21 protein-coding genes are annotated in these 19,138 nt (G+C 62.9%); 3 read left to right on the plus strand and 18 right to left on the minus strand.

What is annotated here, in order from left to right; translation table 11 throughout:
* The first annotated feature begins 174 nt into the window (after positions 1-174).
* On the plus strand, positions 175-1,095 hold the full coding sequence (locus HNR55_RS13075) for a LysR family transcriptional regulator (protein WP_166116131.1): 921 nt from the start codon (positions 175-177) through the stop codon (positions 1,093-1,095).
* On the opposite strand, the gene HNR55_RS13080 is transcribed toward HNR55_RS13075, so the two are convergent.
* From HNR55_RS13080 to HNR55_RS13135, 12 genes are all read right to left on the minus strand, one after another.
* On the minus strand, positions 1,061-1,318 hold the full coding sequence (locus HNR55_RS13080; protein WP_166116129.1) for a DUF2274 domain-containing protein: 258 nt from the start codon (positions 1,316-1,318) through the stop codon (positions 1,061-1,063). The genes HNR55_RS13075 and HNR55_RS13080 overlap by 35 nt on opposite strands.
* The gene (locus HNR55_RS13085) at positions 1,315-2,493 is read right to left on the minus strand and encodes a TrbI/VirB10 family protein (RefSeq protein ID WP_166116127.1); all 1,179 of its coding nucleotides are present in this window, start codon (positions 2,491-2,493) and stop codon (positions 1,315-1,317) included. Before HNR55_RS13085 ends, HNR55_RS13080 begins: the two co-directional genes overlap by 4 nt.
* Positions 2,490-3,491 (minus strand): P-type conjugative transfer protein TrbG, encoded by a 1,002-nt coding sequence (gene trbG, locus HNR55_RS13090; RefSeq protein WP_166116125.1) that lies wholly within the window; start codon positions 3,489-3,491, stop codon positions 2,490-2,492. Before trbG ends, HNR55_RS13085 begins: the two co-directional genes overlap by 4 nt.
* Positions 3,488-4,171 (minus strand): conjugal transfer protein TrbF, encoded by a 684-nt coding sequence (trbF, locus tag HNR55_RS13095; protein WP_166116167.1) that lies wholly within the window; start codon positions 4,169-4,171, stop codon positions 3,488-3,490. The genes trbG and trbF overlap by 4 nt, the downstream gene beginning before the upstream one ends.
* Positions 4,171-5,592, minus strand: coding sequence for a P-type conjugative transfer protein TrbL (gene trbL, locus HNR55_RS13100; protein WP_166116123.1), 1,422 nt, complete (start codon positions 5,590-5,592; stop codon positions 4,171-4,173). The genes trbF and trbL overlap by 1 nt, the downstream gene beginning before the upstream one ends.
* Before the next feature lie 5 nt (positions 5,593-5,597).
* Positions 5,598-6,371, minus strand: coding sequence for a P-type conjugative transfer protein TrbJ (gene trbJ, locus HNR55_RS13105; protein WP_166116122.1), 774 nt, complete (start codon positions 6,369-6,371; stop codon positions 5,598-5,600).
* Complete coding sequence (gene trbE, locus HNR55_RS13110) at positions 6,368-8,812, minus strand: conjugal transfer protein TrbE (RefSeq protein ID WP_166116120.1); 2,445 nt, start codon at positions 8,810-8,812, stop codon at positions 6,368-6,370. The genes trbJ and trbE overlap by 4 nt, the downstream gene beginning before the upstream one ends.
* Positions 8,813-8,823: 11 nt before the next feature.
* Positions 8,824-9,099, minus strand: coding sequence for a VirB3 family type IV secretion system protein (locus HNR55_RS13115; protein WP_166116118.1), 276 nt, complete (start codon positions 9,097-9,099; stop codon positions 8,824-8,826).
* The gene (locus tag HNR55_RS13120; protein WP_184382728.1) at positions 9,099-9,467 is read right to left on the minus strand and encodes a TrbC/VirB2 family protein; all 369 of its coding nucleotides are present in this window, start codon (positions 9,465-9,467) and stop codon (positions 9,099-9,101) included. The genes HNR55_RS13115 and HNR55_RS13120 overlap by 1 nt, the downstream gene beginning before the upstream one ends.
* Positions 9,464-10,468, minus strand: coding sequence for a P-type conjugative transfer ATPase TrbB (gene trbB / locus HNR55_RS13125; protein WP_166116116.1), 1,005 nt, complete (start codon positions 10,466-10,468; stop codon positions 9,464-9,466). Before trbB ends, HNR55_RS13120 begins: the two co-directional genes overlap by 4 nt.
* Before the next feature lie 147 nt (positions 10,469-10,615).
* A complete protein-coding gene (locus tag HNR55_RS13130; protein WP_166116164.1) occupies positions 10,616-11,047 on the minus strand; it encodes a CopG family transcriptional regulator in 432 nt (143 codons plus the stop codon).
* Between the two features lie 7 nt (positions 11,048-11,054).
* A complete protein-coding gene (locus HNR55_RS13135) occupies positions 11,055-13,052 on the minus strand; it encodes a conjugal transfer protein TraG (RefSeq protein ID WP_166116114.1) in 1,998 nt (665 codons plus the stop codon).
* 188 nt (positions 13,053-13,240) lie between these two features.
* Between HNR55_RS13135 and HNR55_RS13140 the strand changes: the two genes are divergently transcribed.
* Both HNR55_RS13140 and HNR55_RS13145 read left to right on the plus strand, forming a co-directional pair.
* Positions 13,241-13,492: a type II toxin-antitoxin system Phd/YefM family antitoxin gene (locus HNR55_RS13140; RefSeq protein ID WP_042062328.1), complete on the plus strand. Its 252-nt coding sequence runs from the start codon at positions 13,241-13,243 to the stop codon at positions 13,490-13,492.
* Between the two features lie 9 nt (positions 13,493-13,501).
* Positions 13,502-13,933, plus strand: coding sequence for a hypothetical protein (locus HNR55_RS13145; RefSeq protein ID WP_081797940.1), 432 nt, complete (start codon positions 13,502-13,504; stop codon positions 13,931-13,933).
* An 11-nt stretch (positions 13,934-13,944) separates the two neighbouring features.
* On the opposite strand, the gene HNR55_RS13150 is transcribed toward HNR55_RS13145, so the two are convergent.
* The 6 genes from HNR55_RS13150 to HNR55_RS17205 form a co-directional block, all read right to left on the minus strand.
* The gene (locus HNR55_RS13150; protein ID WP_166116113.1) at positions 13,945-14,502 is read right to left on the minus strand and encodes a flavin reductase family protein; all 558 of its coding nucleotides are present in this window, start codon (positions 14,500-14,502) and stop codon (positions 13,945-13,947) included.
* Between the two features lie 129 nt (positions 14,503-14,631).
* Positions 14,632-16,374 (minus strand): relaxase/mobilization nuclease domain-containing protein, encoded by a 1,743-nt coding sequence (locus HNR55_RS13155; protein ID WP_166116111.1) that lies wholly within the window; start codon positions 16,372-16,374, stop codon positions 14,632-14,634.
* A gap of 193 nt (positions 16,375-16,567) precedes the next feature.
* Complete coding sequence (locus tag HNR55_RS13160; RefSeq protein ID WP_166116109.1) at positions 16,568-17,239, minus strand: lytic transglycosylase domain-containing protein; 672 nt, start codon at positions 17,237-17,239, stop codon at positions 16,568-16,570.
* Positions 17,236-17,577, minus strand: coding sequence for a DUF736 domain-containing protein (locus tag HNR55_RS13165; RefSeq protein ID WP_166116107.1), 342 nt, complete (start codon positions 17,575-17,577; stop codon positions 17,236-17,238). Before HNR55_RS13165 ends, HNR55_RS13160 begins: the two co-directional genes overlap by 4 nt.
* Before the next feature lie 58 nt (positions 17,578-17,635).
* Positions 17,636-18,265 carry a S26 family signal peptidase gene (locus tag HNR55_RS13170; protein WP_166116105.1) on the minus strand — a complete coding sequence of 210 codons (630 nt, stop codon included), beginning with the start codon at positions 18,263-18,265 and terminating at the stop codon, positions 17,636-17,638.
* Complete coding sequence (locus HNR55_RS17205; protein WP_264814154.1) at positions 18,262-18,660, minus strand: hypothetical protein; 399 nt, start codon at positions 18,658-18,660, stop codon at positions 18,262-18,264. The genes HNR55_RS13170 and HNR55_RS17205 overlap by 4 nt, the downstream gene beginning before the upstream one ends.
* Between the last annotated feature and the right edge of the window lie 478 nt (positions 18,661-19,138).

Consider the following 19,138-nt stretch of genomic DNA (forward strand, 5'->3'; position numbering starts at 1 on the left):
CAGTCGGCTCTCCCTCTTCAGACACATCGTCCATCATATGGATGATCGTGACGATGCATCACGAGCCTGCAAGTACGTGAGCATAAATCCACAAAGCAACGCTGATGCTGCGCCACTCGTATAAGCCACGGAATATTCTACGCTCTCGGCGGCACGGCCAGACTGTGAACCATCATGCGTCGACCGCCCTTTGAGTTACGTGAATTATGGATCGTCCGCGCAATCGCGGTTCATGGGAGCATTCACGGGGCGGCCCGCGCTCTGGGATACAAACAATCTGCACTCAGCCGTACCCTCCACCTGCTGGAGGGACGCATCGGGGCGTGTCTTTTCCTGCGCTCGCCGAGTGGCGCGACACTGACACCCGCCGGGACAGCTTTTCTCCAGAAAGCAAATGATCTTCTTGATGGCTCGCTGAGCCTCTACGAACAGACACGACGCTGGGGGAATGGGGAGCACGGGTTAGTAAACATCGGCATCGAAAGCTGCATTCCGCCGGGTCGGGCGTCAGCCCTGCTGGAACCCTGTCGGCATCATCAGCCCGACATTGCCTTCCGTTATCGCGAGGGCACCTGCGAGTTTCTGAGTCACCTCGTGGAAATGGATTTTCTGGACATGGCCATTACGACCCTTCCTTCGATGGACACTGTGCTGGCAATAACGCCGTTGTGGAGTGACCGGATTGTGGTGGTCGTGCCAGTCGGACATTTTCTGGCGGACCGACCTTCCGTCCGATGGACAGTTCTCGCTGGCGAGACATTCCTGATCGGAACGGACAATGCCGGGCATGAACTACATACCCTTCTGAAACGTCGCATGACCCAGGCTGGGACGCATCCCATTATTCACCATCATGATATTGGCAGTCTGCGCGTTATCGCCCTGGTCGCCAATGGCGAAGGGATTGCCCTCCTTCCAGATGCGTGGCTCGCCTTTCTTCCAGATGCCATGAAAAAACAGATCGTAGCGGTGGATATCGTGGATGGTGATGGCCGACCACATCTGGATTACGGTGTCATCTCCAGAAGAGACAGGTGCTCGCCCGTGACCCGACGTATCCTTACCGCGCTGGAAGATGCCCGTCGGGCACTGTAACACCTGACACTGTTCGATCACGCCGGGCTTTCTGGAACACCCGATCAGAACCTATGAATGCCCGGATCATATGGGGCAGGAGTTTTATCGGATCGGCAGGACGTCCATTGTCACGCACCATCGCTGCATAGGCCAACAGATCGCGATGCAGATCAGCAGGAAGCTGGACCGTAACACGCACGGGTCGGTCATCAGGAATTTCGGTGATGCGCAAGGTTGTCATGGGGCGGGCTCCTTTGCGTGCCAGGGTTTCAGGACAAGGTCGCGGTTAAGGACGACGGTGAAGCGTAACCCCGGCCGATCGGTCAGGGTCGGCTGGACGTTGAGGCTGCGGTCGATCAGCCGGTTGCCGACCATGGAAAACCCATTACTGGCCCCACTGCGGATCGCCTGGGCCAGATTGTTCTCGCTCTGGCTGGTTCCGGCCTCTGATCCCACGCTCAGAAGCGTGGTCACGATGGCGGCCCTGAAAAGCTGACCCCAGTGGTTGTTGACCTCGTCGGACAGACCAGACTGGCCGATGGCGTCGCCACCCGGCAGCTTCTCCAGCACCAGGCTGTCGCCATTCGGGAAGATCAGCCGGGTCCAGATGATCTGGGTGCGCTGCTGCCCGAAGGAGATGCCGCTGTTATAGGCCCCGAACAGCAGGCTCCCCTGCGGGATCAGGAGATAGCGGCCGGTCGGGCTGTCATAGACGTTCTGGGTGACGTGCCCGGTAATCTGGCCCGGCAGGTCGGAACTGATTTTGGTGTTCAACGCCCCCGCGATCACGGTGCCCGCCTGAAGAATATAGGGTGAAGCTGGCGGCATGGCGCGGTCGAGGCTGACGGTCATGCGGTCAGGCTGTCCCGCCAGAAAGGCGCGGTTGCCAGATTGTGCGTCGGTCGCAGGGGACGAGTTTGCCTGGGAGGCAGAGGCACCCGATGTGGACGGAGCAGCCTGTTCGTTGCCCCGGTTCCGCTCCCCCGTCTGCACGAACAATTTGCTGGCGATCGCAGCCTCCACCTCCTGCGCGGCGCGGCGATCATCGCCACCGGATGCGACCTTTCCCTGCTCCTGTGCGTGCAGGATGGTATGCCCCAGATCACCGGGCAGCGCTGGTCCCAGCTTCGGCACGTCCTTGCCGACATAGTCGGACGGCAACCCTGCCAGACCATCGGCGGACGAATGCGCGTCAACGTCCTGCGCCTCCGTCGAGGGCGGGGCCTGACGGCTGCTTTCCAGCGCATAGCCCAGAGCAAACGCCACCGCGATCATGGCGACACCTCCCAACGACCAGACGACGGTGCGCGACAGCCGCACCACACGCGGGCGTTCCGCCCGCAGCCGCAGATCGGGTGGCGGGGATACTGCTGGTGTAGCAGGATTACCCTCGCCTGCCGGGGTTTCCCCACTCATGACTTCCTGCCATCTGTCCGCACGATGCGCACCCGCTGCTCGGAGTTTTTGTCTCCCAGGCGTAGTTCAGCGGCGGCGAACAGCCGGTCCACGATCATCCAGTTCTGGCGCACCCGGTAATTGACCAGTTCCGGCCCGCCATCGGCCCCCAGCACGAACAACGGTGGCAGTTCTCCCTGCCCTATTCCCGATGGGAAGGCGATATAGACCTTGTGACCGTCATCAAACGCCCGACCGGGTAGCCAGGCCGGTGTGCCGCCTTTGACCGGCTGGATGGCGTAGCGGAAATTCAGGGCGTCGAGAGTGAGGCCCGCATCCACAGGCGCTTCGTCCTCTGCCGCGCTGTTCTGCCTGTGCAGGGCAATCAGGTCATCCTCAGGGTAATTCCATGAAACCGACGCCATATAGGTCGCGGGCGTGGAGCGCAGTTCGGCAAGATAGGTCCGCCGGTCCGTGTTGACGATCAGGTTCGTGGTGAGATCCGGCCTGGTCGGCTTGACAAAAATATGGATGCGTTTCGTTGTCCCTGCCCCGCTTTCGGTATCGCCGATGATCCAGCGCACCGTATCCCCTGCTGCCACCGGTCCGGTGCCCACCAGCTTTTCGCCCTGCTGGAGCATGATGTCGGTAATCTCACCGGGCGCGGTGTAGACCTGATAGAGTGCGCCCGGACTGTAGGGATAGACCTGCACGGCATTGATGAACCCGGCCCGCGTGGGCTGAATGCGCGCTGCCAGATTGGCCTCCGTAACGCGCACGGTCGGATCAGGAACCTCAGGAGGAGGACGAACAGCCCGTCGCGCCGGGAGAGCTTTAAGCTGCCCCGGCAAGGGCAGCAGTTTCGGGACTTCCACCACCTGCACCGGCTTCGGCGGATCGGGCAGCCGGGTTGCCTGAGCGGCGTCATCGTAGCGGATGACCGGCGGATGATACTGCGACGCGCAGCCCGCCAGAGGCAGGACCAGCAGCGGCAGGACACGAAGCGCATGACGGATCATTGGCCCAGCTCCTTCGACCAGTTGATGGCGGAGACGTAAATGCCGAGGGGATTTTTCCGCAGATGGTCAGCGTCACGCGGCGTGCGCAGAACAATGGACATGATTGCCGTCCATCGCTCCGTGCCTACAAAAGCCCCATCGCGATAATGCCGCTCGGTCCAGGCGACACGGAAACTGGCGGGGGAAGCCCGGATGACTGAGGCGATGTCCACCTCGACCTGCTCATGCCCGATCCGCGAGAACGGATCGTTCAGGCGGGCATAGTCATTCAGCGCCACAGCCCCCGATGTCGTGGTGAAGTCGTAAGCCCGCAGCCAGTTCTGCCGGACCACGACCGCATCGGACGACAGACCACGGACATCACCGATAAACTGGGCCAGATACCAAGCAATCTGTGGATCGGCGGGCGTATAACCCGCTGTTGCCGGAGCCACGACCTGCGTCTGCCCCAGCCGATCGATCTGCACGACCCACGGCACAATCGTGCCACGCGCGGACTGCCAGACCAGCCCGGCCCCAAGACCCGCAGACAGGAAAAGGCTACCGAAGGCCATCAGCCGCCAGTTGCGGGCCTGGACGCGGGCGGAGCCGATGCGGTCATCCCAGATCTGTGCTGCTTTCTGATAGGGTGTCACGGGCTCGGGCGTGGTCCCGTAACGTATGGTGGAGCGACGGAACATCATTCTTTCTCCGAGAGGTCGATGGACGCCGACCCGCCCCCGCCATCGGCGGAGCGGATGACATGAGCCGCCTCGGCAGCATGGGCGGCGGTGTTGCGACGTTTCATGTTCCGTGCCCAGCGCGGTGGCTCACCGCCGGTTGTCGGACCGGAACCGCCACCACCGTCGGGACCAGACGAACCAGAACCGGCGGGGCCGCTACCCGTGGGATCACCACCACCGGATGAACTGCCGTCACCGCCATCGCCCGTTGGACTGTCGCCCCCCATCCCGCGTGCAGCCCAGCGTCCGCCAGCGGCGTAGCTTTCCTTGAGCGATGAGCCTGCACGCGAAGCCGCCCCTTTGGCCGCATTCGCGACATTCCCGCCGACAGCCCGGCCCATGCCTCCGAGGCCGGCGGCTATGCTGCCCGCGCCACCAGAGGCGCCAGCGGCTCCGGCCGAATAGGCTGACGTGGCGGCCCCGGCGATCGCAGCCCCGCCACGCGCAGCAGCGGCGGTCGCGCCGACGGCTGCGGCACCACCAGAAACGACGGCTCCAACGCCCGCTACGGCAGCAGCACCCATGGCGCCCACCGCCACACCAGTGCCGACAGCGGCCCCTGCCCCAAGCTGGGGTGCGCCGGAAATCAGCCCATTGGCAATGCTGCCGCCAAAAATGGACAGGCCGACAATTGCCAGAGACGCCAGCACCACCGATACGGATTGCCCGATCGTGGGAACATCGCTGCCGTAGGAGATGGTGAACTGTTTGAAGAGCACCGATGCGATGGCGGAAATGACCGCCAGCACCATGATCTTCACACCCGAGGACACGACATTGCCCAGCACCTTCTCGGCCAGAAAGGCGGTGCGATTGAACAGGGCGAAGGGGATCAGCACGAAGCCTGCCAGCGTCGTCAGCTTGAATTCGATCAGGGCGACAAAGAGCTGAACCGCCAGAATGAAGAATGCCGCCAGCACGATCAGCCAGGACAGGCACAGCACGAAGATCTGGATGAAATTCGTAAAGAAGGCGACTGGGCCAAGCAGATTGTGGACAGAGTCCAGAAGCGGCTGGGCTGCATCGAAACCGGTCGAGGCCAGGCGGCCGGGACGAAGGAAATCCGAAAGTGCCAGCGTACCACCGCTGGCTTTCAGACCGAGAGCCGCAAAACTATCGAAAACGATCTTCGAGAGCGCATCGAAATCGTTGATGATCCAGGCGAAGAACCCGATATACAGCGTCTTCTTGACCAGACGCTGGATGATGTCCTCATCTGCAGCCCACGCCCAGAACAGCCCGGCAAGGGCGATATCCAGCACCGACAGCGTTCCGGCCAGAGAGATCACGTTCCCTTTCACCAGACCGAACCCACTGTCGATGGTGGTGGTGAAAGTGTTCAGGAAGGTATCGATAACGCCAACGTCGCTCATCGCCATGGCGGTCAGTTCCCGCTGCTGCCGAACATGGACACGGTGCCGGGCACGTAGGCGTCATGCTGGGAGAAATGCTGATACTGCGCCGCGCTTTCGGCTTCCGTGGCGGCCTCGCGCGCCTGTTGCAGGGCGGTGGCGCGGCCATTGGCGGCGAGTTCAGCCTGAATGTCGGACAGTTGCCGGGATTGCAGGGCCAGAAGCTGGTTCCCGGCCTGAGCCGCCTGCAAGGCTCCCGTGGAGGTCTGGCTGGCGGACACGAGCTGGGTCATGGCCGAACTGTCGCTGGGGATGTTCCCTACCACCCGCGCCTGCAGCTTCAGGGCATCCTCGAACCCGCCGACAGAATTCTGCCAGCGTGTCTGCGCCTGAGAAAACAGGGCGCTATCGGACATCCCGGAGGACACTGACGTATACGCCTGCTGATATTGCTGCTCGACGGACTGGACGCTGTAGGCAATGTTCTGCGCCTGCGCGAGCAGAGCCGTCGTCTGGGAAATCGTTGATTGCAGCGTCGACAATGTCGACAGCGGCAGGCTCGCGAGGTTACGCCCTTGATTGACCAGCATCTGGGCCTGATTGGCCAGCGAGGTGATCTGGTTGTCGATCTGCTGGAGCGTGCGGGCCGCGATCAGCACGTTCTGGACGTGATTCGCCCCGTCATACACCGCCCACTGCGCATAAACAGGTACGACCGGCACGAGAAAAACCAGAGCCGTTCCCACGGCCACAACACATCCGGGACGGAAATATTTTGCCCGGATACGGAAAAGTTTTTCCATCATGGCACGCCTCTTTCCCGCAGAAGGTCAGCCGCCCACATGACACCACGCGCTTCGAACCACGCAGGCAGGCAACCATCCCGCCCGTGCTCGGCCAGAACCGCATCGATCAGCTTGTGGTCGTCCTTGCCGGACGCAGCGCACAGGGCCAGAGCGACGGGACCGAGGCCGAGTTCAAACAGCCGGTTGCCACGCTGGGTCTGACAGTAATACTCCCGCTTCGAGGCCGCGCGGGCGATGATGGCAATCTGACGGTCGTTCAGGCCGAAATCGCGATAGATCGCCATGATCTGCGGCTCGATGGCGCGCTCGTTGGGCAGAAAAATCCGCGTCGGGCAGCTTTCCACCACGGCCGGGGCGATAGGCGAATTCGCGATATCTGACAAAGACTGGGTAGCAAAAATCACCGACGCATTCTTCTTACGCAGCGTTTTCAGCCATTCACGAAGCTGCCCGGCGAAGTCGCCGTCATCCAGCACCAGCCAGCCCTCATCGATGACCAGCAGCGTCGGGCGGCCGTCCAGACGCCCCTCAATGCGATGGAACAGATAGGACAGCACGGAAGACGCCGCACCGGAGCCTATCAACCCTTCGGTTTCGAACACCACGACGTCGGCGTCACCCAGCCGTTCGGCATCCGCATCCAGCAGGCGGCCATACGAACCACCCAGGCAGTATGGGGCCAGCGCCTGTTTCAGGGCGTTGGACTGGAGGAGTGCTACCAGACCTGAGATCGTGCGTTCATGGCTGGGCGATGACGCCAGGGAGTTCAGGGCCGACCAGAGGTATGCTTTGACGTCTGGCGTCAGCGCGATCCCTTCAGTGACCAGGATATGGCCCAGCCATTCGCTGGCCCATTTACGCTCGTCGGTATCATCGATCCGCGCCAGTGGCTGGAGTGAAACACCAGGAAAACCGTCCACCCCCAGCCCGTCGTCATCCGTCAGACCTCCCCCAAGATCATGCCAGTCTCCGCCCATACCGAGCGCAGCCGCACGCATCGAGCCACCGAAATCGAAGACGAAGATCTGCGCACCCACATAGCGCTGGAACTGCAACGCCATCAGTGCCAGCAGCACGGACTTCCCTGCCCCTGTCGGTCCAGCAATCAGGGTGTGACCCACATCGCCGACATGCAGGGAAAACCGGAACGGCGTGGCTCCCGCCGTTTTGCCATAGAACAGCGGTGCGGCCTTGAAATGCCCATCCATCTCCGGGCCAGCCCAAACCGCCGACAAGGGAATCATATGCGCCAGATTCAGGGTCGAGACCGGGGGCTGACGGACATTGGCGTAAACATGACCGGGAAGAGAACCGAGCCATGCTTCCACGGCATTCAGGCTTTCCGACATGCAGGTGAAGTCGCGCCCCTGGATGATCTTTTCGACCAGACGGAGTTTTTCAGCGGCAATACTGGCGCTGCCATCCCAGACCGTGACCGTTGCTGTGATGTACGCCTGCCCGACATCGTCGGCCCCGAGGGACTGCAAGGCCAGATCGGCATCCGCCGCCTTGTTAGCGGCGTCATTGTCCACCAGAACCGACGCCTCGTTGGTCATCACTTCCCGGACAATGGCAGCAATGCTCTTGCGCTTTGCAAACCACTGACGCCGGATCTTCGTCAGAACCTTCGTCGCATCGGTTTTGTCCAGCAGGACGGCCCGCGTGGACCAGCGATAGGGCATCGCCAGCCGGTTCAGGTCATCGAGGATTCCGGGAAAGGTCCGGCTGGGGAAACCCGTAATGGTCAGAGTTTTCAGATAGGCATCACCGAGCTTCGGCTCCAGCCCACCCGCGAGCGGCTGATCCACCAGCAAGGCATCCAGATGCATGGGGATTTCCGGCACCCTGACGTGCTGGTTTCGGGTGGAAATAGTGCTGTGCAGATAGGTCAGCGTCTCGCCATCGTTCAGCCACGCCGCCTCGGGCATGAACCCATCCAGCAACGCCAGCATCCGATCCGTGCGGTCCACGAACGCATGGAGCATCCCACGCGGATCAGGGCCGTCCCGTTCTCTGCCCTCATAGAGAAAACGCTCGGCGCGACCTGATGATTCCGCCGGTGGCAGCCAGACCAGAGTCAGGAAATACCGGCTCTCGAAATGCGCGCCCTCGTCCTCGAACTGCTCCCGGCGTTCGAGATCGACCATCTGACTGGCGGCATCAGGAAAATCGCTTTCCGGGTAGATCGTGGCAGGCACACGCTGCGCTTCCACGAACACCGCCCAGCCGGAACCAAGCCGGCGCAGGGCGTTGTTGAGTCGTGCAGTCACACCAACCAGTTCGGCGGGTGTTGCGCTATCCAGATCGGGACCGCGTATTTTTGCCGTGCGCTGAAATGAGCCGTCCTTGTTCAGGACCACGCCCTTTTCGACCAGAGCGGCCCATGGGAGAAAATCTGATAGGAGGGCAGAACGATTGCGATATTCACCAAGGGACATCATCGCCGATCTCCTTATGCCCGCAGCCAGGCGGGGTAGCGGAGATGCCGCCGCCCGACCTCGATGAAGAAGGGGTCACGCTTCGCACCCCAGACCGCGAGTGTGTGCCCCACGATCCAGAAGACAGCCCCGATCAGCCAGAGGCGCAGACCCAGCGCGATCGCAGCCGCCAGCGTGCCATTGGCAATCGCCACCGCGCGTGGCGCGCCACCCAGCAGGATCGGGTCGGTCAGGGAGCGATGCACCGGCACATGAAAGCCAGGCACCGCATCATCGTCATAGCCCGCCATCAGATCAGCGCCCCGCCCGAGAAGGAGAAGAAGGACAGGAAGAACGAGCTGGCCGCAAAAGCGATGCTGAGTCCAAAGACAATCTGGATCAGGCGACGGAACCCGCCGGATGTTTCCCCAAAGGCCAGGGTCAGACCGGTCACGGTGATGATGATCACAGAGACAATCTTGGCCACTGGCCCCTGCACGGATTCCAGGATCTCGTTGAGCGGATTTTCCCACGGCATGCCGGAGCCGGATGCCCAGGCTGATGACACGAAAACTAACGACAGGAGCGTGGACGTTCCGAATACACGAAGATCCGGCACATGCCGATCAGGACGTGCAACAGCGCACACGATGGCGCGCAGACGTGAAGGCGGCCTCATGATGACTCTCCATTGTCAGAGAATGATGTTTCGGAAGATGAAAGGCTGACTGGCCGGATACGATAGGCTCCCGTCATAGGATCCAGGCCATCGATTTCAGCCAGTTCGGACAGGCGGCGCGCCGTGCCGCGTCCGGACAGCACGGCGATGACGTCGATGGTCTCGGCGATCAGCGCACGGGGCACCGTGACGACGATTTCCTGAATCAGTTGCTCCATGCGGTGCAGTGCGCCGATGGCGGTGCCAGCATGCAGCGTGCCCACGCCACCGGGATGCCCCGTGCCCCACGCCTTGAGGAGGTCGAGCGCCTCCGGGCCACGCACCTCGCCGATGGGAATACGGTCAGAGCGCAGCCGTAGCGCTGAACGCACCAGTTCGGACAACGTGACGACACCATCACGGGTGCGGAGCGACACGAGGTTCGGCGCGCGACATTGCAGTTCGCGCGTGTCCTCGATCAGCACGACCCGATCGTCGGTTTTCGCGACCTCGGCCAGCAGGGCGTTGACCAGCGTGGTCTTGCCCGTGGATGTGCCGCCAGCGACCAGGATGTTTTTCCGGTCTGCAATTGCCTGGCGCAGATATGCCGCCTGCCCTTCTTCCATGATCCCGGCTTCGACATAATCGTCGAGCGTGAACACGGCGACGGCGGGTTTACGGATCGCGAAGCTTGGGGCCATCACCACGGGTGGTAAAAGCCCTTCGAAACGCTCACCGGTCGGGAGTTCCGCCGACACGCGGGGCGCCCCCTCATGCACCTCCGAGCCGACATGATGGGCCACCAGTCGCACGATGCGTTCGGCGTCAGCCGGTGTGATCGTCTCCCCAGTATCACCCAGCCCCTCGGACAGGCGGTCGATCCACAGCCTGCCATCGGGATTGAGCATCACCTCGACCACGGCGGGATCAGCGAGGTGCCGGGCAATCGCCGGTCCCATTGCCGTGCGCAGCATGGATATGCCGCGCTGTCGGACACCACTTTCAATCGATGTGACCGCCATGGGAATCCCCGTCTTTACGGGTCATCCGGCCTCTCCGGACGACGACGGGGACAATTAGAGAGTGCTGCTTTCTCCTGATTTCAACAGTATTTTCCTACGATCGTACAGGATCGTAGGGGATGCGGTTTTTACTTGCGGATTGCGGGATCAGGTTTCTGGCACTGGAGGCACGTCGTCGGGAATTTCCTGCCGGAAGACCGGTCCCCGGCTGAGTCGCCGTCCAAGGGCCGCCACGAACGCTTCATACCGTTCCGCCCCCTGCGCCCGCGCGGTAGCGGCCGCTGGTTCCGGCAAGGGCGGGCTGACCGTCATCCAGTAGCGGATGAACAAAGCCAGCGTCTCAAGGCTGATCCCGAGATCGCGCTCCATACGGGCGACCTGCCGGTCAAGGCGGTCCAGCCTGCGGCTCATCGCTGCTTCCCGCCGCTCATCGGCATCGGGGGACAGGAAGGATGCGATGGCGGCTTCCGCAACCAGGGACAGGGAGAGATCGCGCCGCGTGGCGTGCGCGGTCAGGGCGTCCAGCAGCTTCGGTTCCAGATAGACCGACAGCCGCGCCTTCTTGGGGGATGTCCTCATCACGCCCTCACAACCCGAGATCATTGCCACGATCGAGCCCCGCCTGCCGGGCAATCCGCGTCAGGTCAGCGCGGTCCCGTGCTTCCGGATCCGGTGGTGGTTCCTCGCCAAAAAGGTCAGGCGCCGCACGCTGCTTGCGTTTACCGGTCTCCACCGGATCATGCTTGCGTGACCACTTCCGCCCCGTGCCGAGCGATTCATCGCTATCGGCATCGGGCCTGTCAGGCTCCGCCGCCGACATCTGCTGCTCCGGTGGCGGAGTGACAGGAGACGGGCGACCACTCCAGTCATCAGATCGCACGGGCCGTACCAATTGCGTGGGATCCGGCGGCGGCAGGACGCGCTCGACGAACCGGCGGTCCCGGAAATACCGCGCCTTGTACGCGCGGATCGGGGGACAGCCCGCCACCATGACCACCTCATCCCGCGCCGGAAGCTGCATCACCTCACCCACCGTCATCAGGGGACGGGCGCTCTCCTGCCGTGACACCATGAGATGCCCAAGCCAGGGCGACAGCCGGTGCCCGGCATAGTTCTTCTGCGACCGGATTTCGGTGGCCACCCCCAGACCATCGGATACCCGCTTTGCCGTGCGCTCATCGTTGGTGGCGAAACTGACCCGGACATGGCAATTGTCGAGAATGCTGTTGTTCTGACCGTATGCCTTGTCGATCTGGTTGAGGGACTGTGCGATCAGGAACGCCTTGATCCCGTAGCCTGCCATGAAGGCCAGCGCGCTCTCGAAGAAATCCAGCCTGCCAAGGGCAGGAAATTCATCCAGCATCAGCAGCAGGCGACGCCGCCCTGCCCGACCGGATAGATCTTCCGTCAGCCGCCGCCCGATCTGGTTGAGGATCAGGCGGATCAGGGGCTTGGTGCGGCTGATATCCGACGGCGGGATAACGAAATACAGCGAGACAGGCCGGTCCCCCTCCAGCAGGTCGCTGATCCGCCATTCGCAGCGGCTGGTCACGGTCGCCACCACAGGATCGCGGTAGAGGCCAAGAAACGACATGGCGGTGGAGAGCACGCCGGAGCGCTCGTTGTCCGATTTGTTGAGCAGTTCCCGCGCAGCGGACGCCACGACGGGGTGCGGCCCCGCCCCCCCGAGATGCGATGTCCGCATCATGGCCAACAGGGTCGCCTCGATCGACCGCTTCGGGTCGGAGAGGAATTTTGCCACCCCGGCGAGGGTTTTGTCGTCCTCGGCATAGAGCACATGCAGGATCGCCCCGACCAGCAGGGCATGGGAGGTTTTCTCCCAGTGGTTGCGCCGTTCCAGCGAGCCTTCGGGATCGACCAGGATGTCGGCGATGTTCTGCACGTCGCGGACCTCCGACGCCCCGCGCCGGACCTCCAGCAGCGGATTGTAGGCCGAGGACGCCAGGTTGGTGGGATCGAACAGCAGCACCCGTCCGAAGCGATTACGGAAACCGGCGGTGATCTGCCAGTTCTCGCCCTTGATGTCATGGATGATGGCCGAACCCGGCCAGGTCAGGAGTGTGGGGATCACCATGCCCACGCCCTTGCCGGTGCGCGTCGGCGCGAAGATCAGAACATGCTCGGGGCCATCATGCCGGAGGTAGGCCCGGCGGTATTTGCCCAGCACGACGCCATCTTCGCCCAGCAGCCCCGCCGCGCGGATTTCCGCGTCTTCGGCCCAACGGGCGGACCCGTAGGTCGCGGCGCGCTTCGCCTCGCGGGCACGATGAACAGACAGAGCCACGGCGGCTGCGAAGGCCAGAACCCCGCCGGAACCCGCGATCCAGGCGCCGCGTGCGAAGACCGCCGGGGCGTAGGCGTCGAACTCGTACCACCACCAGAAAAACAACGGCGGGGCATAGACCGGCCAGCGATGCAGAACCGTGAACCACGGTCGGCCGAGTTCTGGCTGGAACGCCAGTTCCCACGCCGTCCATTGTGTCGCCGTCCACCAGGACAGCACGATCATGGACAGGACCACAAGCGCCTGCCCCCACTGGATCCGTGTTCCCGGCTGGTCCATCGAGTCCTCCCCCTGTCATGGGAGACAGCGAAGAACCGGGATTTTCCGGGACGCAAGCAGGATCTGGCACTCATCGTACCAGAGCGGGCTGGAGCGAAGAAATACTGGCGCGTTGCGGTTTCCAGCCTTGCACCGCTGAACAGAAATCCGTATCTTACGGAAGATAGATAAAAAGGAAGGGCGCTCCGATGTCCACCACAGTCACTTCATCCGATGTGCAGAAGAATTTCGGCGCCTATCATGACCGCGCGCTCACCGAACCGGTGAAAGTCACGAAATATGGTCGGGAGACGGTTTATATCATCTCGGCGCAGACCTTTCACGCCCTGAAGCAGGCCCAGCGCGAAGCCATCGCTGCGACCGATCTCAACGATCATGAGATTGCCCTGATCGAGGCAGCGGAGATCCCCGAGGGGCACCGCTACACCATGGGCCAATAAGCACGCATCGTGTCTATTCCCGAACCTGCGCCTGGTCTGGTCATTTCCTATTCCTATCTCTGGCATGACCAGCACCGCGCCGGTGCCGAGGAAGGCCGGAAAGCACGGCCCTGTGCCATTGTGGTTGCTGCCGCCGATGCTGACGGCGACTGCCAAGTTTATGTCGTACCGATCACCCATTCCAGACCGGACGACCCTCATGCGGTAGCTCTCCCGGCAAACGTCAAACGACGCCTTGGGCTGGATGACGAACCGTCATGGATCGTGACAGCCGAACTCAACCGCTTCGTGTGGCCCGGCTATGATCTGCGGCCCGTCTCACGCAACCAACCCGACTGTTTTGCGTGGGGCTTTCTGCCAGTAGAGATTTTCGCGGCAGTCAAACGTGGGATCGTCGCCCACCAGCGCGACCGCAGCCTGCGGCAGACCCCACGGGAATGATCATGTGGGGATTATGATTTATGTGTCAGGACGCTCGGCGGTAACTTCGGGCGCATCATCACACGTCGATCCAGCACAGGCCCGTTGGTCACAAAGGTGCCATCGCCAATGGCATGCAGGGGGGAGCGGTCCCCCCGATGCGGGTCGGCATGGGCCGCAACCCCTTCAAGAATGACGATGCCATACGGCGCGATGATGTCGATGACGCGGCATTCGATGTTCGCCAGACATTCAGTCAGAAGCGGTGCTTTCACCCTGTCAGCCTTACGGCGGGCAAGACCGAATTTTTCGAACTTGTCCGTATCCCTGCCAGAGCAGAGACCAATCCCCACGACTGTGTCGAGCATGTCCGCGGATGGAATGGCGAGCACACATTCCCGCATTTTCTCAATCGCTTCCCATGAGTAATTCCAGGGACCAGTGGTGATGGCGAAACGTGCGTCGAAATCCAGCACCATGGTCCAGGTGATCGTCATGACATTGTCACGCCCACCGTCATGCGTGGTCACGAGCGTTACCGGTCCGGATTCCAGAAACGTAAAAGCCTGATCAAGGGGAAACGGCTGCATGGCAGTCTCCGTCCGGTTGTCGCTGATCCAGATCTTATAGCACGGCTTCCATGCATTCTGCATTGCGCGGCGCCGACGGTATCATGAGAAACTGGCAGCATGTGCGAAGAAAAATACGGACACCTGATTTTATAATCCAAGCCCCCGTTTGCGCGCGAACGACCAGTCAATCCCCCCATCGCCGCGCATGATTCCCGACACCTCCCGTCCGCGCTGTTTTTCCAGCGAGGGCGACCATGGCACCAGTTCGAAGCCCAGCCCGTCATCGATCATGGCGAACCGGCCCGACGCCAGATTGAAACGCTGACGATAGATGCCTGTGACGGGATCACCCTGGCCGCTCTGCCGGAACGGTATCCCCGACTTCCCGGTGAGGTTCCGTCCTACTATCTCCAATTCACGCTGACGTAGCGTGGCGAGCAGATTCCGCGCGTATCGAATATCCCCTCCATCGTGGCTGGCCAGACCCTGCTCCACCAGATGCTCCGTGCGCTTTTCCATTGCCTCTTTAACATCAGCGCCGAACCCGACGGACGCCAGAGCAGGAGGTTCCCGCGCGATGGCCTGCCGGTCGAGCCAGGTGGCGCCCTCCGCCGTCACCTGCCGCTCCAGCGTGACGTCCGAACGCACGGCCAGCGCGACACGGTCCCGGCCCCGCTTGTCGGTGAAACGCCGCAATTCGACGATGGAACCAACAGCCCCGTCGCTGGCGGCTTCGAGGTCCGGCAAGCGGACATGATGTGTGCGCCCATCAATCCCGTCGACGACCGCATAGGCCGTGCCACGCAGTTCATCGTCGAGGCCACGATCGACCAGCCGACCGATGACGGGATCGGTGGTGTCCTCTCCCGCCAGCACCCAGGAGGACGCGGCACGGTCGATCTTCTGCTCAGTCAGCCCTCGGTGGATGCGCTTGATGATGTCGTTGCGCTCGCTGATCTCCCGCAGCGTGGCTTCCGCACTCTCGTCCATCCGCCAGCGATCCGGCCCGACCTGATGCGCCAGCCCCATGGTTTCCAAGCGGCGCAACCGGCCCAGCTTCACCGTCGCGAAGGCGTCCGGCGTTTCGCCCGGCGCACGCCCGAGAGCGATGACGCCATCCTGGCCCGCGTCTCTCTGAAGCTGACGGTCAAGCTGGGTCCAGCGGTCAGCATTTACCTGCCGCTCGACCGCCTGATGGATGTCGTGATCCGTGCGTGGCCCGAGTTCCAGCGTCACCAGATCCTGCGCACGGGCACGCATCCCCTCGCGGATGTAATCGCGCGCGATCACCAGGTCGTTGCCATCTTCCGCGACACCCCGGACGATGACATGCAGATGGGGGTGTGCGGTGTTCCAGTGATCGACGGCAACCCAGTCGAGTTTCGTGCCGAGGTCGGATTCCATCTGCCCCATCAGATCACGGGCGAAGGCCCGCAGGTCCGACATCTCCGGCGCATCCTCTGGCGAGACGATGAAGCGGAAATGGTGGCGGTCGTCATCGCAGCGTTCCGAGAAGTCCGAAGCGCGGATGTCGTCGCTGTCCCTGCCGAACAGGCGCGCGTCCTCCCCGTCCCGCCGCGTTACGCCCTCCCGACGGAGATACCGCAGGTGTGCTGCCAATGGTGTGGCGCTCGGGGCATGGCGCACGACGCGGGCCTTGATCACGACGCCCCGCGAACGACTGGTCAGCAGGCGATTGGCCGCGTGGGCGGCGGCCCTCCCGCGCCCGAAACTGAAACGTCGGCCAGAGGTAATTTTCCCCGCACGCGACACCCTGCCACCGGCCCGCTGCACAGACGCCAGCACCTGCGTCACGAAGGGACGCGCCTGACGGGCACGGGTGGAGCGGATACGCCCGGGCCGGACCCGGAATTCCTCATCCCTGTTCATGAAAAATGCCCCGCACCGCGCGAAAGATCGCGCCAGATCAAAGAGATGACACCTCGGCACGAGGTGCGAAAAATCCGCGCACCTCGCGACAAGACTTCAGAAACCCCGGAAAACAGCCACCCCGACCGAGCCGCGATGTGCGGCCTTTTATCCAGCCCTCCCTTTTCTGTTGGCTTTCCGGGGTTCTCACGCCTCACTGGACCTGATCCGATCCTCCCAGCGGGACCATGCCGGACCTCTCCCCGACATGCCCAGCGAAGAGGTTCTCGGGAACAGCGACACGACGTGAAGTGGTGGTCCGAAACGCATCGGGCTGGCCGGAAACGAAGAGCGCGGCTGTCATCCAGGAGCGAGCCGGAAAGGACAAAAAGGCAGCGGGAAGATGAAGGTCAGACGATCGGTTTTTCATCAGCCGTGTGACGAATTCCACGTAGGAGATCGTCTCGCCTGGCAGTGGCCGACCGGATGCAAGATGCTCGTCATAACGACCGGGACCGGCATTGTAGGCGGCAAGAAATCCCGCATCACCATAACGGTCGTGCAGCCATCGCAGATAGGCTGCCCCGGCCGCGATATTGTCACGCGGATCGAAGGGATCAGCGCCCAGATTGAGCGTGCGCCGAACCTCCTTCCAGGTGCCCGGCATGAGTTGCATAAGGCCCATCGCACCAGCACCCGAAACCGCATGCGGATCGCCAGCACTTTCAGCTTGCAAAACCGCTCTTACCCACGTGGCCGGGATCGCGTTCCGTTCCGACGCCTGTCGCACCAGATCATCAAAATCCTCGGCATGGACTGGGATTGGCGAGAGCGGCAGCGCGAGCACGGCCAGCATGCCGGCGGACATGAAAAACCGGGCACTCATTCCCGGCCTCCCGGACGTTTTGCGGGACGATTCCACACCAGTTGCCATTCACGCCCGCCGCGTCCGGCCTGGAACAACGTGGCGCGGAGCGGTTGCGGGAACGTGGGGTCATCCAGCACGATGGAAATATATTCGCCAGCACGTTCCCCGGTGCGGATCCACCCGGCACCGATCTCCGGTCCAGCGTCTCCATCACCAAGATGGATGCGGTAGTCTGGCGCATGCTCCGCGCCATTGTTTTCCGCTGGCACGAAGGTCAGTTCGGCATCCAGCGACAGGGTGCGCACCCGTCCGGCAAATCCATCGCCGGTGCGGGTAAAAAATCCGATCTGGCTCATGAGAAAAATCCTTTCCGACAGAGTGGGAATGACGAAAAATCTGACGACCGTGCAATCGTCATTGGATGGGTGGCTCGCTCTGTTTCACGGGCATCATTGGCGGCCCAGGAAGCGGCCGTTCCCGCACCGGATCGCGTAGATCCGGAAGGGGATCGAAATGCGGCGGTGGTGGCTCCGCCTCGCCCATGCGGACATGAACCGGCACGGCACGCCCGATGACGGTGTCCATCGACAGGACGCCGAAATACCGCCCGTCCAGACTGGTTGGCACAGCGGCATTCATGACGAACACCTGCTCCGGTCCGAGATGCTGACAGCCCCGCCAGACCGGCAGCTTTCGTCCCCGATGATCGACAGATTTCGCGTCACCAACAGGTTTGCCGTCGATGGTGACGTGGGTGCCGTTGCGGCAGACACTCTGCCCCGCCAGCGCTGCCACAGGCTTGAGCAGCGGCACACCGAACGGCAGGTAGCCGCGCGTCGCCAGCAGCGTCGCCTCGCGCTCGGGAAGACGGATGGCGACAATGTCGCCGACGCGGACCGGAACCATGGGCTGGAGGCAATACAGCCCGACCGGCACGCTGGCCGTTTCGTTCCAGACCCAGCGCGGCGCGGGATGAAACGCCAGCGAGGCACCCACACCGAGCACGGCGAAATACGTTGTGAAAAACCAGCCCCGCCGGGTCATGACACGTCTCCCGCAGTCCGCATGGACATGACGGCGAACGGGCCACGCCCGAGCGTCACATCCAGCGCCAGTTCGACCCGCAGGATGGCGCGGCCTATGGCTTCGGGGATGTCCGGGACGACCGCGTCGCCGAACGCCTCGACGACGAGGCTGGCGGCAGACGCCCGGCGTCCATCGCCGAGTGCAACGCGCGTGCGAGCCAGCCAGGCGGAAAGCCCATCATCCAGCAATAAGTGAGCGGCAGGGCCGCTGTTCCAGTCAGCCCATGGCTCCGCAGCAGGACCGCCAGCGCCCGCGCTCCCACCCAGCGGTCCGGGGGCGCCCGGCCCGTCATCGCTCCATCCATCACCGCGTCCATCGTCGGGGATTTGCGGCGGTCGTAGGCATCGCTCCACCCGTCCATCCGGCTGTCCCGTTTCGTGGGCGTGGGCAGCGTTTCCAGATCCGCCGCCCGCAGGCAGTGACGCACCGTTCCCATCCGGCCGGGCGCCCCATGGCCGCCCGCCGCCATGTCCGAGGCCCTTGGCGTCGGCATGCCCGCGTGGCGGTTCTCCTGCCCCGTCAGTTGCGCGAGCACATCGCCCCGACCACCCTTCGCAGAATCCGACGCCCGTGGCGTCGCAAGGATCGCCCGGAACGGGTATGTCGAGCCTGCTCCCCCGCCCGCACCATCCTTCATCCCGTCCGTCGCCATCGGCGTGGGCAACATCGAGCCCCGGAATACGTCGTACAGACCCGACGCCTTCATCGCCGCCCGCGCGCCCGATCCCCCTTCCATCCGCATGCCGCCCTGCTGCGACTGCGAGACCGGTGTCGGCAAGCTGCCGGGGATCGAAACCGATGAGCCAGGAGCGTTTGCGGACATGGCAGGCG

The organism is Acetobacter lovaniensis (assembly GCF_014207635.1).
GTDB lineage: Bacteria > Pseudomonadota > Alphaproteobacteria > Acetobacterales > Acetobacteraceae > Acetobacter > Acetobacter lovaniensis.

Coding starts and splice junctions, on each gene's coding strand:
- HNR55_RS13075 (WP_166116131.1), top strand. CDS start 175: ATGCGTCGACCGCCCTTTGAGTTACGTGAATTATGGATCGTCCGCGCA.
- HNR55_RS13080 (WP_166116129.1), bottom strand. CDS start 1,318: ATGACAACCTTGCGCATCACCGAAATTCCTGATGACCGACCCGTGCGT.
- HNR55_RS13085 (WP_166116127.1), bottom strand. CDS start 2,493: ATGAGTGGGGAAACCCCGGCAGGCGAGGGTAATCCTGCTACACCAGCA.
- trbG (WP_166116125.1), bottom strand. CDS start 3,491: ATGATCCGTCATGCGCTTCGTGTCCTGCCGCTGCTGGTCCTGCCTCTG.
- trbF (WP_166116167.1), bottom strand. CDS start 4,171: ATGTTCCGTCGCTCCACCATACGTTACGGGACCACGCCCGAGCCCGTG.
- trbL (WP_166116123.1), bottom strand. CDS start 5,592: ATGGCGATGAGCGACGTTGGCGTTATCGATACCTTCCTGAACACTTTC.
- trbJ (WP_166116122.1), bottom strand. CDS start 6,371: ATGATGGAAAAACTTTTCCGTATCCGGGCAAAATATTTCCGTCCCGGA.
- trbE (WP_166116120.1), bottom strand. CDS start 8,812: ATGATGTCCCTTGGTGAATATCGCAATCGTTCTGCCCTCCTATCAGAT.
- HNR55_RS13115 (WP_166116118.1), bottom strand. CDS start 9,099: ATGGCGGGCTATGACGATGATGCGGTGCCTGGCTTTCATGTGCCGGTG.
- HNR55_RS13120 (WP_184382728.1), bottom strand. CDS start 9,467: ATGAGGCCGCCTTCACGTCTGCGCGCCATCGTGTGCGCTGTTGCACGT.
- trbB (WP_166116116.1), bottom strand. CDS start 10,468: ATGGCGGTCACATCGATTGAAAGTGGTGTCCGACAGCGCGGCATATCC.
- HNR55_RS13130 (WP_166116164.1), bottom strand. CDS start 11,047: ATGAGGACATCCCCCAAGAAGGCGCGGCTGTCGGTCTATCTGGAACCG.
- HNR55_RS13135 (WP_166116114.1), bottom strand. CDS start 13,052: ATGGACCAGCCGGGAACACGGATCCAGTGGGGGCAGGCGCTTGTGGTC.
- HNR55_RS13140 (WP_042062328.1), top strand. CDS start 13,241: ATGTCCACCACAGTCACTTCATCCGATGTGCAGAAGAATTTCGGCGCC.
- HNR55_RS13150 (WP_166116113.1), bottom strand. CDS start 14,502: ATGCAGCCGTTTCCCCTTGATCAGGCTTTTACGTTTCTGGAATCCGGA.
- HNR55_RS13155 (WP_166116111.1), bottom strand. CDS start 16,374: ATGAACAGGGATGAGGAATTCCGGGTCCGGCCCGGGCGTATCCGCTCC.
- HNR55_RS13160 (WP_166116109.1), bottom strand. CDS start 17,239: ATGAGTGCCCGGTTTTTCATGTCCGCCGGCATGCTGGCCGTGCTCGCG.
- HNR55_RS13165 (WP_166116107.1), bottom strand. CDS start 17,577: ATGAGCCAGATCGGATTTTTTACCCGCACCGGCGATGGATTTGCCGGA.
- HNR55_RS13170 (WP_166116105.1), bottom strand. CDS start 18,265: ATGACCCGGCGGGGCTGGTTTTTCACAACGTATTTCGCCGTGCTCGGT.